We start from the raw sequence: 13996 nt of genomic DNA on the forward strand, positions 1-13996 counted from the left end.
ACCTAGTGCGCCACGTCCACCGTCGCCGGCAGCGCCTCCTCCACCAGGGCGGTGGTGTGGGCGCGGTCGCGGCGGCGGCGGCGCACGCGATTGGCGGCCTGGAACCGGCAGATGGTGGCCAGCCACGGGAGCAGCGAGTCGCCGGCGAGCTCGAGGCCCCCGAGTTTCCGCCACGCCACGAGGAAGGTCTCCTGCGTCACGTCCTCCGCATCGGCGGGATCGCCGAGCAGGGCGTGCGCCGTCCAGTACACCGGGCGGACGTACGCGCGGTAGAGGGAGCGGAACGCGCGCTCGCTGCCGCCCGCGGCCAGGGCCACGAGCGCGCGGTCGTCGCGCGGATGCTGCTCGGTCATGTCGTCCGTCCGATCGGGGTGGTCACCGGGCGGTGACCACTGTCTCGCATTCGTCTCTCACCACACCAGTGTCCGCATCGGCCCGATCGTCTCAGATCCCGCGCGGCTGTATCCTGGACCGGCGAGAGGGAGTATCCCGTCATCGCGCGCCCGTCATCACGGAGGCCGCAGACGGCCGCCCGGGCCGCGACGCCGCATCCGGTTCGGACAGATGCCGCGGGGAGAGACTTTCGGGCATCCGTCATCCCCTCCTCGAAAGGCCGTGAGCCGCTGTGGAACTTCCCGCCTGGTTCGAGATCGGCTCGCTCGTCGTCCTCGTGCTCATTCTGGCCGCCGACCTGCTGCTGATCCTGAAGCGCCCCCACATCCCCTCCACGAAGGAGTCGACCCTCTGGGTCATCTTCTACGTCACCCTGGCGCTGGCGTTCGCGGGGATCATGTGGGCGTTCGTCGGCGGTGAGTACGCCGGCCAGTTCGTCGCCGGCTGGCTGACCGAGTACAGCCTCTCGATCGACAACCTCTTCGTCTTCGTGCTGATCATGAGCCAGTTCGCGGTGCCGCGCCGGTATCAGCAGGAGGTGCTGATGGTCGGCATCATCATCGCGCTCGTGCTGCGCGGCGCGTTCATCCTGGTCGGCGCGACCGTCATCGAGAACTTCAGCCCGATCTTCTACGTGTTCGGCGCGTTCCTGGTGTGGACGGCGTTCCGCCAGGCCTTCCCCGGCGACGACCACTCCGACGACGTGCAGCGGGAGAGCTTCATCGTGCGCAGCCTGCGCCGGATGGTCGACATCAGCGACCACTACGACGGCAAGAAGCTGCGCACGGTCGTCGACGGCAAGAAGATCTTCACGCCGATGATCATCGTCTTCGCCGCCATCGGCGTGACCGACCTGCTGTTCGCGATCGACTCGATCCCCGCGATCTTCGGCATCACAGAGAGCCCGTTCATCGTGTTCACGGCGAACCTGTTCGCCCTCATGGGACTCCGCCAGCTGTACTTCCTGCTCGGCGACCTGCTCGACCGCCTGCGCTACCTCCACTACGGCATCGCGTTCATCCTGGCCTTCATCGGCGTGAAGCTCGTGCTGCACGCCATGCACGTCAACGAGCTGCCGTTCATCAACGGGGGCGAGCCGATCGAGTGGGCGCCCGAGATCTCCACCTGGGTCTCCCTCGGCGTCATCGTGGCCTCGATGGCGGTGGCCACCGTCGCGAGCCTGGTGGCCTCGTCCCGCGACGTGCGCACGGCCGGGACACCGGATGCCGCGGCATCCGTCGTCGCGGAGGAAAAGGGCACCCCGCCCACCGCGTGACGCGATCCCGCGGCGCGGGGCGACCCGGGCGTGGCGTAACACGGTGGTAATGTGACCGGGTGCACATCGCCCGACTTCTTCTTAGCGGCCGCGACGAGTCCTAGTTTCCAGGCCTCCCTCGTCGCGGAGTTCTTTCGCGGGCTTGATCCCCTCTGAGGAGAGCACCAGAACAATGAGCACACCCACCCCCGAGGCATCCGTCATCTCGGATCGCCCCCGCACGCTGGCGGAGAAGGTCTGGGACGACCACCTGGTCGTCAAGGGCGAGGACGGCCAGCCCGACCTCATCTACATCGACCTGCACCTGGTCCACGAGGTCACGAGCCCGCAGGCCTTCGACGGCCTCCGCTCGGAGGGCCGGCCGCTGCGCCGCCTCGACCTCACGATCGCGACGGAGGATCACAACACCCCGACGCTCGAGATCGACAAGCCGATCGCCGACCTCACCAGCCGCACGCAGATCGAGACGCTGCGACGCAACGCCGCGGAGTTCGGCGTGCGTCTGCACTCTCTCGGCGACAAGGAGCAGGGCATCGTGCACGTCGTCGGCCCCCAGCTGGGGCTGACGATGCCGGGCATCACCGTGGTGTGCGGCGATTCCCACACCTCCACCCACGGGGCCTTCGGCGCCATGGCGTTCGGCATCGGAACCAGCGAGGTCGAGCACGTCATGGCCACCCAGACGCTGCCGCTCACGCCGTTCAAGACGATGGCGATCACCGTCGAGGGCGAGCTGCGCGAGGGCGTCACCGCGAAGGACATCATCCTGGCCGTCATCGCGAAGATCGGCACGGGCGGCGGACAGGGCTACGTGCTCGAGTACCGCGGCAGCGCCATCCGCTCCCTCTCGATGGAGGGCCGCATGACGATCTGCAACATGTCGATCGAGGCCGGCGCCCGCGCCGGCATGGTCGCGCCCGATGAGACGACGTTCGCCTATGTGAAGGGTCGTCCACACGCGCCGACCGGGCAGGACTGGGACGACGCCGTCGCCTACTGGCGCACCCTTCCGAGCGACGAGGGCGCCGTGTACGACGCCGAGGTGTTCCTGGACGCCGCGGAGCTCGAGCCGTTCGTCACCTGGGGCACCAACCCCGGCCAGGGCGTCTCACTGTCGGACGTCGTTCCCACGCCCGCCGACATCGCCGACCCCAACGAGCGGACCGCGGCCGAGCGGGCGCTCGAGTACATGGACCTCGTGCCCGGCACGCCGCTGAAGGACGTCGCGGTCGACGCCGTGTTCATGGGCTCCTGCACGAACAGCCGCATCGAGGACCTCCGAGCCTTCGCGTCGATCATCCAGGGCCGCACCAAGGCGCCGGGCGTGCGCGTCATGGTCGTGCCCGGCTCCGCGCGGGTGCGCCTGGAGGCCGAGGCCGAGGGGATCGACAAGATCGTCACCGACTTCGGCGCCGAGTGGCGCTTCGCCGGCTGCTCGATGTGCCTGGGCATGAACCCCGACCAGCTCGCCCCGGGGGAGCGCTGCGCCTCCACGAGCAACCGCAACTTCGAGGGCCGCCAGGGCAAGGGCGGTCGCACGCACCTCGTCTCGCCCCTCGTCGCCGCGGCGACGGCCATCCGCGGCACGCTGTCGAGTCCGAGCGACCTGGCGCGCGAGAAGGTCGAGGCCTGAGCATGGAGAAGTTCCTGACGCACACCGGCGTCGTCGCCCCGCTGAAGCGGTCGAACGTCGACACCGACCAGATCATCCCCGCCGTCTACCTCAAGCGCGTCACCAAGACGGGCTTCGAGGACGCCCTGTTCGCCAACTGGCGGCAGGACCCCGGGTTCGTACTCAATCAGCCGGCCTTCGCCGGGGCGTCCGTGCTCGTCGCCGGTCCCGACTTCGGCACCGGCTCCAGCCGCGAGCACGCCGTCTGGGCGCTCCGCGACTACGGCTTCGCCGTCGTGCTGAGCCCGAAGTTCGCCGACATCTTCCGCGGCAACTCCGGCAAGCAGGGCCTGCTGGCCGGCGTCATCTCCGAGGACGACGTGCACCGGATCTGGGAGGCGGTGGATGCCGCGCCCGGCGTGCAGATGACCGTCGATCTCCAGCAGCGCGTCGCCGCACTGGGCGACCTCCAGGTGCCCTTCGACATCGACGATTACACTAGGTGGCGGCTTCTCGAAGGGCTCGACGACATCGGGCTCACCCTGCGCAACGAGGACAGGATCGCGCAGTTCGAAGCGCGCCGGGAGGCGTGGCGGCCTCGGACGCTGCCCGTTCCCTGACCCGGGGTCCGCTCCACAAGAGCGCTCACCCCCTCCGCTCCGCCCTCGACCACACAGATGAGGTTCCCCCTATGAAGACACTGCTCAACGACGCCGACTCCGCAGGACGGCCCGAGGCGGCGCTGTCGGGGGAGACCATCCGCATCCGCGGCGGTCGGCCGCTGCGCGGACGGGTGGAGGTCAAGGGCGCCAAGAACCTCGTCACCAAGGCGATGGTGGCCGCGCTCCTCGGCGACACCCCGAGCACGCTGCGCGACGTACCCGACATCAGCGACGTCAAGGTCGTGCGCTCGCTCCTCGAGGTGCACGGCGTGCGCGTCGAGACGGGCGCCGAGGAGGGCACGCTCCACTTCGACCCGAGTGGAGCGGTCGCCGCGCACTTCGAGGAGATCGACGCGCACGCGGGCGCATCCCGGATCCCGATCCTGTTCTGCGGACCGCTGCTGCACCTCCTCGGCGAGGCGCTCATCCCTGATCTCGGCGGCTGCCGCATCGGCGACCGTCCGATCAACTTCCACATGGACGCGCTCCGCGCGTTCGGCGCCATCGTCGACAAGAGCTACGAGGGCATCCGCATCACCGCTCCCGACGGTCTGCACGGCGCGAACATCGAGCTGCCGTACCCGAGCGTCGGGGCGACCGAGCAGGTGCTGCTGACGGCCGTCCGCGCGAAGGGCACCACGGAGCTGCGCAACGCGGCCATCGAGCCCGAGATCATGGACCTGATCGCCGTGCTGCAGAAGATGGGCGCGATCATCTCCTACGAGCCGAACCGCGTGCTCCTCATCGAGGGCGTCGATTCGCTCCGCGGCTACGACCACCGCGCGATCTTCGATCGCAACGAGGCGGCGTCCTGGGCGTGTGCCGCCCTGGCCACCGACGGCGACATCTTCGTCGGCGGAGCGCGCCAGCAGGAGATGCTGACCTTCCTCAACGTCTTCCGCAAGGCCGGCGGCTGGTTCGACGTGCGCGAGGACGGCATCCAGTTCCGCCGCGGCGACCGTCTGACGCCCGTCGTCGTCGAGACGGACGTGCACCCCGGGTTCATGACCGACTGGCAGCAGCCGCTCATCGTGGCGCTGACGCAGGCCCAGGGCACCTCCGTGGTGCACGAGACGGTCTACGAGAACCGCCTCGGCTTCACCGAGGCGCTGGTCCAGATGGGTGCTGACATCGTCGTGCACCCGCAGGGCATCGACAGCCCCGATCGACGGGTGCCGCGTCGCGCCCTCGAGCAGGCCGCCGTCGTCACCGGCCCCACGCCGCTGCACGGCGCCGAGGTCGTCGTCCCCGACCTCCGCGGCGGCTACAGCTACGTCATCGCCGCCCTCGCCGCACAGGGCGAGTCGGTCGTGTCGAACATGGGCATCATCCGGCGCGGGTACGAGAAGTTCTTCGCCAAGCTCGACGCGCTCGGCGCCGACTTCGACGTCATCGGCTGAGCCATGGCCCGGACCGAACAGCGCGACGCCCGCGAGCCCCGTCCCTTCGTCTTCCGATTCCTGGCCGCCATCGTGGTGCCGCTGGTGTCGGTGCTGGCGAAGATCCGCGTCCGTCCCGGCGACGAGATGCCGCGCACCGGCGCCTACGTGCTGGCCCCGAACCACTACACCGAGATCGATCCGCTGATCGTGGCCGTCGCGGTGTGGCGCCTGGGCCGTCCGCCCCGCTTCCTCGCCAAGGAGAGCCTCTTCCGCGCTCCCGTGCTCGGCTGGGCGCTGAAGGCCACCGGCATGGTGCCCGTCGCACGGTCCAGCTCGAGCGCATCGGCCAAGCAGACCCTCGAGGCCTCCGAGTCGCTCGTGCGCCACGGCCGCGGCGTGATCGTCTACCCCGAGGGCACGCTCACCCGCGACCCCGACATGTGGCCCATGCGCGGGAAGACCGGTGCGGTCCGCCTCGCGCTCGAGGCCGGCATCCCGCTCATCCCGATGGCCCACTGGGGAGCCCAGGCCGTCATGGCCCGGTACGGCAAGAAGGTGAGCCTCTGGCCGCCTCGCAAGCCCGTGACCGTCGCCGTCGGCGCGCCCGTCGACCTGTCCGACCTGCAGGGACGGCACATGTCTCCTGCCGTGCTCAACGAGGCGACGACGCGCCTGATGAACGCCATCACCGGTCTCCTGGAGGAGCTGCGCGACGAGAAGGCCCCGGCGGAGCGCTGGAACCCGTCCGCGCACGGACAGAGGGAGACGGGACGCCTTGAGCCGTAGAGCCGAACCCGCCGCGCGCCCCCGCGTCGCCGTCATCGGTGCAGGCAGCTGGGGTACGACCTTCGGCAAGATCCTGGCCGACGGCGGCGCCCACGTCACGATGTGGGCGCGCCGCCCGGAGCTGGCGACCGAGATCAACGAGGCCAAGCGAAACAGCGGCTACCTGCCCGGCATCAACCTGCCGCGCACGATGACGGCCACCGCGCACCTCTCGGAGGCCCTCGACGGTGCCGAGCAGGTGTACCTGTCCATCCCCAGCCAGGCGCTGCGCGAGAACCTCAAGGCGGTGCGCGCGCTCGTCGAGGGCACGGACGCCCCGCTGGTCTCCCTCATGAAGGGCGTGGAGAAGCGCACCGGACTGCGCATGAGCCAGGTCATCGAGCAGGAGCTGGCGTGCGATCCGGCACGCATCGCCGTGGCCTCCGGACCGAACCTCGCGCTCGAGATCGCCCGCGAGCAGCCCACCGCCGCGGTCATCTCGTCGATCAGTCAGGACACGGCCGACGCGGTCGCGCGCCGTGCACGCAACGACTACTTCCGCACGTTCGTCAACACGGACGTCATCGGCACCGAGTTCGGCGGCGTGCTCAAGAATCTCATCGCCGTGGCGATCGGCATCGTCGACGGCGTCGGCTACGGCGAGAACACGAAGGCCTCGATCATCACCCGCGGACTCGTGGAGATGACCGACTTCGCCGTCGCGCAGGGCGCGCACCCCGAGACGCTTCAGGGTCTGGCCGGGCTCGGCGACCTCATCGCCACGTGCCAGTCGCCCCTCAGCCGCAACAACACCGCGGGGCGGCTGCTGGGCCAGGGGTACTCCTTCCAGGACGTGGTCAAGCAGATGAACCAGACAGCCGAGGGCCTGGCGTCGGTGGCGCCGGTGCTCCAGCTCGCCCGCGAGGCCGGCGTCGAGATGCCCATCGTCGAGCAGGTGAAGAGGGTCCTGGACGGGACCATGAAGCCGCGCGACATCGCGCCGCACCTCACGACGGACGACGACACCCCGAAGGGGGAGAGGACGCAGAATGGACAAGCCGGTGGTGGTGGTGCTCTTTGGAGGTCGCTCCAGCGAACACTCGATCAGTTCCGCCACGGCGGGGGGCGTCCTTCGCGCGATCAACCGTGACCGCTTCCGGGTGATCCCGGTCGGCATCACCCCGTCAGGTGCGTTCGTCCTCGAGGACGACGCGCCCGAGAAGTTCGCGCTGGATCCGGAACGGATGCCGCGGGTCGAGGACAACGGCACCCGCATCATCTGGCCCGAGGCCGCAGGCTCGTCCACGCTGCGGGTCCGCCGCGCGGACGGCCGGGAGGAGGATCTCGGACACGTCGACGTCGTGCTGCCGATCCTGCACGGACCGCACGGCGAGGACGGCACGATCCAGGGGTTCCTCGACACCGTGGAGCTGCCGTACGCCGGCGGCGGGGTGCTGGATTCCGCGCTCTGCATGGACAAGCACTTCATGAAGATCGCGCTGCAGGCCGCGGGCGTGCCCGTGGCGCCCTGGATCACGCTGCGCGCCGCCGACTGGTCGGGCGACCGGTCCGCCGCCGCTGCGCGCATCGCCGAGCGCGCCGCGGGCCTGGAGCTGCCGTGGTTCGTCAAGCCCGCCCGCGCGGGCTCCAGCGTCGGCGTCTCGAAGGTCGACACCGTCGACGAGCTCGCGGAGGCGCTCGACATCGCCTTCGCCGAGGACGACAAGGTGCTCGTCGAGCAGGGGCTGCACGGCCGCGAGATCGAGGTCGGGGTGCTCGAAGGGCGCGGCGGCGAGCCGGCACGATCGTCGCTCCCCGGCGAGATCGTGCTCACCGGGCGCTCCTTCTACGACTTCGAGGGCAAGTACCTCGGCGGCGACGGCGTGGAGGTCGTCTGCCCGGCCGCGATGTCGGACGACGACGCGGCCGCCTGCCGGGAGATGGCGCTCCGCGCCTTCGACGCGGTGGACGGGCAGGGGCTCGCCCGTGTCGACTTCTTCCTCACCGACGCCGGCCCCGTCGTCAACGAGCTCAACACGATGCCCGGCTTCACACCCGTCTCGATGTTCCCCAAGTGCTGGATCGCCACCGGCATGACCTACGCCGAGCTGATCTCCGAACTCATCGACACCGCGCTCGAGCGCGGCTGAGCGGTCACGACGCGGGAGTCGGCGCGGGAGTCGGCGCGTCCGTCGGCGCAGGCGTCGTCTCCGGGTCGGGCACAAGTGTCGCGTCCTCCCGGTCGACGCACTGCCCGTCGACCGGGAGCTGGGAGATGATCGGCGACAGCGCGTCGAGCACCTCGCGGCTCGAGACGCCCTGCAGGCGGTCGTTGTTCTGCGTGTCGAGGAAGAGCTCGATCGCGGGCGTGCGACCGAAGGTGGTCACCCGGTAGGTGGGCGCCTGCGACTCGTCGACGATCCAGTCCACGCCGCTGACGGTGTCGCATCGCAGCGTGGTCGGTCCCGGGGGCGTCACGCCGCAGGTGAACAGCACGGTTGCGGGGTCGCCCCATGCGGCGGTGCTCTGCGCATCCGTCCAGCGGCGCTCCTGCCCGGAGAGCGTGTCGGGGAGGCGCACCATCACCTCTGCGCAGCCCGTGTCGTTGGCGCTCGGCGCCGCCGCCATCGAGACCGTCGACGCGCACCCGGACACGGATGCCGCGGCCACCACGAGCAGCAGGGCGGCCAGCGGACGGGCGAGTCGGAGCATCCCTCCAGGCTACCCGGCGGGCCGCGCGCCCTTCTGAGAACGACCCGGTGCCGCGCGCGTTAGGGTCGTCGGATGACCTCCGCCGCCGACGCCGATCCGACCGTCGGCGCGCTCAGCGAGGCGGAGGTGCTGGCCGCGGTGCTGGCGCAGCTTGGACCGTCCGAGGCCGAGCTCGGTCCCGGTGACGACGCCGCGGTGATCGCGATGCCCGACGGACGGGTCGTCGCCACCGTCGACACGCTCGTGCACGGTCCCGACTTCCGGCTGGCGTGGTCGAGCGCTCTCGACCTGGGGTGGAAGTCCGCGGCCGTGAACCTCGCCGACATCGCGGCGATGGGCGCCCGGCCGGTGGCGCTCCTCGTCGCCCTGGCGATGCCCGACTCGACGCGTCTCTCCTTCGCCGCCGACCTCGCCCGCGGACTCCGCGACGCGTGCGAGACGCTCGCACCCGGGTGCCGGGTGGAGGGAGGAGACCTCACCGCCTCCGACACGCTGACGATCGCGGTGACCGCGCTCGGGTCCCTCGACGGACGCGCCCCGGTGACGCGCGCGGGCGCGCGGCCGGGCGACGTGGTCGCGATCGCCGGCGACCTGGGCCGCGCGGCGCGGGGCCTCGACGTGCTCTTCGAGCGGTTCCGGGATGCCGCGGGCACCCCCGTCGCCGTCGACCCCTCGCTGCTCGACGATGACGAGCGCGCGGCGGTCCGCGCGCAGCTCCGGCCCGCGCCGCCCATCGGGCTCGGCGTCGCCGCCTCGACCGCCGGAGCGACGGCCATGATGGACGTGTCGGACGGACTCCTGCTCGACGCACGGCGGCTGGCTGCAGCATCCGGTGTCACGCTCGCCCTCCGCGCCGGCGCTTTGGGCGACGATCCCGACCTCGCGCTGCGAGGTGGAGAGGATCACGCGCTGCTCGCCGTGTTCCCGGCGGCGGCGGCGCTGCCCGCGGGTTTCCGCGTCCTCGGCGACGTCGTCGCCGAGGCCGCCGATCCGGTGCTCGTCGACGGCGCCGCACCGTTCGGCCGCGGCGGCTGGGATCCCTACCGCGATTGGGACGCCGCGCGGGGCTGAGCAGCATCCCGCGTCAGGGGCCGCCCCACCACATCGTGGTGTCGCCGTACGAGCGGTCGCGGTCCGCGCGCAGACCCGCCGACTCCCAGTCGGGCCGCGCGGAGCGGCGTCCGCGCTCGACCACCACCACGGCGTCGGGGGAGAGCAGGGGGGCGAGAGTCGCGAGGACCTCGTCGAGGGCGGCATCGGTCACGTCGTAGGGCGGGTCGAGGAACACCAGATCGTACGGTCCGCGCGCGGTGCGCAGGAAGGCCGACACCGCCGCGCGGTGGACGGAGACCGACGCGGATGCCGCGGCTCCCGCCGCCGTGACCTTGCGCGCATTGCGGCGGGCGACGGCCGCCGCGGCGGCGTCGCGCTCGACCAGGTCGGCCGACGCCGCGCCGCGGCTGACGGCCTCGAGGCCCAGGGCGCCGGAACCGGCGTAGAGATCGAGCACCCGCGCGCCGTCGATGGCCTCGGCCGACTCGAGCGCCCCGAAGAGCGACTCGCGCACCCGATCGCTCGTCGGGCGGGTGCCGCTGCCGGGGACCTCCAGCGCGATCCCGCCGGCGCGGCCCGAGATGATGCGCGTCACACCCCCACGATATCGGCGCGATCCCTATGCTCAGCCTCAGGGCTCGTGGCCGCGGCATCCGCTCGCGCGCGTCAGAGCCGCCGTTCGAGGGAGACCGACGTGCACCGCACCATGAATCTCGCCGCCGTGGCCGTCGCCGCCGTCGCGCTCACCCTGGGCCTCGCCGGATGCGCGGGCGACCCCGCGGCCGCCCCGACGACGGCGGCTTCGACGATCGCGCCGACGAAGACCGCCTCGCCCACACCGTCGGCCACCCCGACGGCGTCGCCCACGCCGACGCCCACCGTCGCGCCGGCGAACATCCCGACCAGCTGCGACGCGCTGGGCACCGGACCGGAGCGCCAGGAGGCGGTCGGCGACCTCCGCCTCCAGGGCGACGGCGTCGGCTTCGTGCGCCCGGCGCCGGAGGGGGCGACCCTCGCCCTCGGATGCGACTGGATCGTCGGCGATGCGACGGGCATCCTCGTGCTGCTCAGCACGGCGCCCGCGGACGCCGTGACGACCGCGGTGGGCACGCTCTCGGGGCTCGGCTACCAGTGCCAGTTCTCCGACGACTTCGGCGCGCAGTTCTGCAGCAAGCCCGGCACGGCACCCGACACCGAGGAGATGATCGTCGCCCGCGACGACGTCTGGCTCTACATGTCGACCTCCAACCGCAACGGTCGCGGCTACCTCTCGAACATCTCCACCCAGCTCTGGGGATGAGTCCGCGCTGAGGGTCGGCCTGCGTCCGGCGGCGGGCGGTCGGGCGGGTCGGACGCCCGATCTATGCTCGTGTGCATGCCGGACTTCGCCCTCGAATCGCGCCTCGACGGCGCGGTCGGCGGCAAGACGGCCGCAGCGCTCGAGCGGGCCTTCGGCATGCACACCGTCGGCGACCTCCTCGCGCACTACCCGCGGCGCTACGCCCGCCGCGGCGAGCTGACCGCGATCACGTCGCTCCCGGTCGGCGAGCCGGTGACGATCGTCGCCGAGGTGCGGCGCTCCTCCGAGCGGCGCATGCAGAATCGCAAGGGCTCGCTGCTGGAGGTCGTCATCAGCGACGGGCAGGGCGAGCTGTCGCTGACGTTCTTCAACCAGGCCTGGCGCATCAAGGATCTCCGCCCCGGCCGCCGCGGCATCTTCTCGGGGAAGGTGGGGGAGTACCGCAGCTCCCTGCAGCTGACCAATCCCGACTACGAGCTGTTCGACGACGAGGCCACCGCGCAGGTGACGGCCGAGGCCAACGCGAACCTTCCCATCCCGATCTACCCCGCGACCGGCACCGTGGCCAGCTGGCAGATCGCCAAGATCGTGCAGCTGGTGCTCGACGGCCTCGGACCCGTTCCCGACCCGCTGCCCGACGAGTTCCGCCGGCATCGCGGCCTGCTGCCGGCGCGCACGGCCATCGAGAAGATCCACCGCCCCGCCTTCGAGGACGAGATCGAGCCCGCCCGGGCGACGCTGCGCATGCACGAGGCGTTCGTGCTGCAGGCCGCGCTGCTGCAGCAGCGGCAGTTCGTGCGGGCGATGTCCGCGACCCGGCGCGCGGCGGCCGACGGCGGTCTCTTGGCGCGCTTCGACGCGTCGCTGCCGTTCTCCCGCACGCCCGACCAGGTGTCGGTCGGCGACCGCATAGCCCGCGACCTCGTCGGCGACTGGCCGATGAACCGACTCGTGCAGGGCGAGGTCGGCTCCGGCAAGACACTCGTCGCCCTCCGCGCGATGCTGCAGGTGGCCGAGAGCGGCGGTCAGTCGGCGCTGATCGCCCCCACCGAGGTGCTCGCGGCGCAACATGTCCGCTCCATCGCGCGGATGCTGGGGCCCCAGCTGGCGCCGCTGCTCATGCCCACGCTGCTCACCGGCCAGCAGCCGGCCGCGGAGCGCCGGAAGGCGGCCCTGCGCGCCGCGTCGGGGCAGGCGCTGATCGTCGTGGGCACCCACGCCCTCCTCAGCGAGTCGACGACGTTCGCCGACCTCGGACTCGTCGTCGTGGACGAGCAGCACCGCTTCGGCGTCGAGCAGCGCGAGGTGCTCCGCGCGAAGGGCATGGCTCCGCACGCGCTCGTGCTGACGGCCACGCCGATCCCGCGCACCGTCGCCATGACCGTCTTCGGAGACCTGGACGTCTCGACCATCCGCACGCTGCCGGCCGGACGCGCCGGCATCCAGAGCTTCGTCGCGCCCCTCGCCGAGAAGCCGGCGTGGTTCGCGCGCGTCTGGGACCGCATCGCGGAGGAGGTGGGCAAGGGCCACCAGGCGTTCGTCGTGTGCCCGGCCATCGATTCCGACTCGGCCGCGAAGGACGGCGCCGACGAGCCCGCGGCGCCGGAGGACGAGGAGGACGGCGAGCCGACCCGCATGCGCTGGGGCGTCGTGCAGGCGGCGGACGTGCTGTCGCGGCATCCCGCGTTCTCGTCGATCCGCGTGGAGGTCCTGCACGGCAAGATGCCCTCGGATCAGAAGGACGCCGTCATGCAGGCCTTCGCCCGCGGCGACATCGACGTGCTCGTGGCCACGACCGTGGTCGAGGTCGGCGTCGACGTGCCGAACGCCTCGACCATGGCCATCCTCGAGGCCGACCGCTTCGGCGTCTCGCAGCTCCACCAGCTCCGCGGGCGCGTCGGGCGAGGCGGCGTTCCCGGCCTGTGCCTGCTCGTGACCGAAGCGCCGCTCGGCACTCCGGCACGCGAGCGCGTGGAGGCCGTCGCCGCGACGACCGACGGTTTCGAGCTCGCCGAGGTGGACCTCACCCTCCGGGGCGAGGGCGACGTGCTCGGCGACCGCCAGTCCGGCGTCCGGTCGTCGCTGCGGCTGCTGCGCGTGGTGGCCGACGCCGACATCATCGCCGAGGCCCGCGCGGAGGCGGAGCAGGTGCTCGACGAAGATCCCGCCCTGGTGCGGCACCGCGAGCTGGCGGCGGCGATCGAGCGGCGCGTGGGGTCGCAGGAACGCGCCGCCCTCGCGAAGAACTGACGGACGGCCTGGGTAGGCTGAGCGCATGAACAGCCGGATCGCCGTCGTCCCGGGGTCCTTCGACCCGCCGACGCTCGGACACCTCGACGTGATCCGCCGGGCGGCGGCGCTGTACGACCGTTTGCACGTGCTCGTGGTGCACAACCCGGGCAAGGAGGCGATGCTCCCCATCGCCCAGCGTCTGGCGCTGCTGGAGCAGTCGATCGCCGAGGGCGACGTCGAGGGCGACGTGGTCGTCGCCTCCTGGTCGATGGGTCTTCTGGTCGACTACGCGACCGACGTCGACGCCGGCGTGCTGGTGAAGGGCATCCGGTCGCAGGTCGACGTCGCGTACGAGACGCCCATGGCGATCGTCAACCGTCACCTCGCCCACGTCGAGACGGTGTTCCTCCTGCCCGATCCGGCGCACGCCATGGTGTCGAGCTCGCTCGTGCGCCAGGTGGCGGGTCTGGGCGGCGACGTCTCGCCGTTCGTCCCGCCCGCGGTGGCCCGCTTCCTCGACCCCGAGCGCGCCGCCCGCTGATCCCGGTTCTCCGGGCGGACGGTACGATTGTCTGTCGTGAGCAGGTATCGACCAGGACCATTCGCGTT

Annotated in this window: 14 protein-coding genes; 11 read left to right on the top strand and 3 right to left on the bottom strand. The window is 71.5% G+C overall.

Annotated elements, in window-relative coordinates:
- Positions 1-2 precede the first annotated feature (2 nt).
- Positions 3-353 (bottom strand): RNA polymerase sigma factor, encoded by a 351-nt coding sequence (locus tag ABC304_RS12370; RefSeq protein WP_412931043.1) that lies wholly within the window; start codon positions 351-353, stop codon positions 3-5.
- A 272-nt stretch (positions 354-625) separates the two neighbouring features.
- On the opposite strand from ABC304_RS12370, the gene ABC304_RS12375 reads away from it, so the two are divergent.
- The 7 genes from ABC304_RS12375 (at position 626) to ABC304_RS12405 (ending at position 8240) form a co-directional block, all read left to right on the top strand.
- Positions 626-1669, top strand: a complete 1044-nt coding sequence (locus ABC304_RS12375) for a TerC family protein (RefSeq protein WP_412931045.1) — start codon at positions 626-628, stop codon at positions 1667-1669.
- Positions 1670-1841: 172 nt separating this feature from the next.
- Positions 1842-3302, top strand: coding sequence for a 3-isopropylmalate dehydratase large subunit (gene leuC / locus ABC304_RS12380; protein ID WP_412931047.1), 1461 nt, complete (start codon positions 1842-1844; stop codon positions 3300-3302).
- 2 nt (positions 3303-3304) lie between these two features.
- Positions 3305-3901 carry a 3-isopropylmalate dehydratase small subunit gene (leuD, locus tag ABC304_RS12385; RefSeq protein WP_412931049.1) on the top strand — a complete coding sequence of 199 codons (597 nt, stop codon included), beginning with the start codon at positions 3305-3307 and terminating at the stop codon, positions 3899-3901.
- 71 nt (positions 3902-3972) lie between these two features.
- Positions 3973-5343: a UDP-N-acetylglucosamine 1-carboxyvinyltransferase gene (gene murA, locus ABC304_RS12390; RefSeq protein ID WP_412931051.1), complete on the top strand. Its 1371-nt coding sequence runs from the start codon at positions 3973-3975 to the stop codon at positions 5341-5343.
- Between the two features lie 3 nt (positions 5344-5346).
- Positions 5347-6111 (top strand): lysophospholipid acyltransferase family protein, encoded by a 765-nt coding sequence (locus ABC304_RS12395; RefSeq protein WP_412931053.1) that lies wholly within the window; start codon positions 5347-5349, stop codon positions 6109-6111.
- Positions 6101-7240 carry an NAD(P)H-dependent glycerol-3-phosphate dehydrogenase gene (locus ABC304_RS12400; RefSeq protein ID WP_412931055.1) on the top strand — a complete coding sequence of 380 codons (1140 nt, stop codon included), beginning with the start codon at positions 6101-6103 and terminating at the stop codon, positions 7238-7240. Before ABC304_RS12395 ends, ABC304_RS12400 begins: the two co-directional genes overlap by 11 nt.
- Positions 7140-8240, top strand: a complete 1101-nt coding sequence (locus ABC304_RS12405; protein ID WP_412931057.1) for a D-alanine--D-alanine ligase family protein — start codon at positions 7140-7142, stop codon at positions 8238-8240. The genes ABC304_RS12400 and ABC304_RS12405 overlap by 101 nt, the downstream gene beginning before the upstream one ends.
- Before the next feature lie 4 nt (positions 8241-8244).
- Here the strand turns inward: ABC304_RS12405 and ABC304_RS12410 are convergent, their stop codons facing one another.
- Positions 8245-8802 (bottom strand): DUF3515 family protein, encoded by a 558-nt coding sequence (locus ABC304_RS12410; protein ID WP_412931059.1) that lies wholly within the window; start codon positions 8800-8802, stop codon positions 8245-8247.
- Between the two features lie 72 nt (positions 8803-8874).
- On the opposite strand from ABC304_RS12410, the gene thiL reads away from it, so the two are divergent.
- The gene (gene thiL, locus ABC304_RS12415) at positions 8875-9873 is read left to right on the top strand and encodes a thiamine-phosphate kinase (protein ID WP_412931060.1); all 999 of its coding nucleotides are present in this window, start codon (positions 8875-8877) and stop codon (positions 9871-9873) included.
- A gap of 13 nt (positions 9874-9886) precedes the next feature.
- Here thiL and rsmD read toward each other — a convergent pair whose 3' ends face one another.
- On the bottom strand, positions 9887-10450 hold the full coding sequence (rsmD, locus tag ABC304_RS12420) for a 16S rRNA (guanine(966)-N(2))-methyltransferase RsmD (RefSeq protein WP_412931062.1): 564 nt from the start codon (positions 10448-10450) through the stop codon (positions 9887-9889).
- A gap of 99 nt (positions 10451-10549) precedes the next feature.
- On the opposite strand from rsmD, the gene ABC304_RS12425 reads away from it, so the two are divergent.
- The 3 genes from ABC304_RS12425 to coaD all read left to right on the top strand — a co-directional run bounded on the left by ABC304_RS12425 (position 10550) and on the right by coaD (position 13928).
- Positions 10550-11155 (top strand): hypothetical protein, encoded by a 606-nt coding sequence (locus tag ABC304_RS12425; RefSeq protein WP_412931064.1) that lies wholly within the window; start codon positions 10550-10552, stop codon positions 11153-11155.
- A gap of 75 nt (positions 11156-11230) precedes the next feature.
- Complete coding sequence (locus tag ABC304_RS12430; RefSeq protein ID WP_412931066.1) at positions 11231-13405, top strand: ATP-dependent DNA helicase RecG; 2175 nt, start codon at positions 11231-11233, stop codon at positions 13403-13405.
- A 25-nt stretch (positions 13406-13430) separates the two neighbouring features.
- A complete protein-coding gene (coaD, locus tag ABC304_RS12435; protein ID WP_412931068.1) occupies positions 13431-13928 on the top strand; it encodes a pantetheine-phosphate adenylyltransferase in 498 nt (165 codons plus the stop codon).
- The last annotated feature ends 68 nt before the right edge of the window (positions 13929-13996 follow it).

This window comes from Microbacterium jepli, assembly GCF_047237905.1.
Lineage (GTDB): Bacteria > Actinomycetota > Actinomycetes > Actinomycetales > Microbacteriaceae > Microbacterium.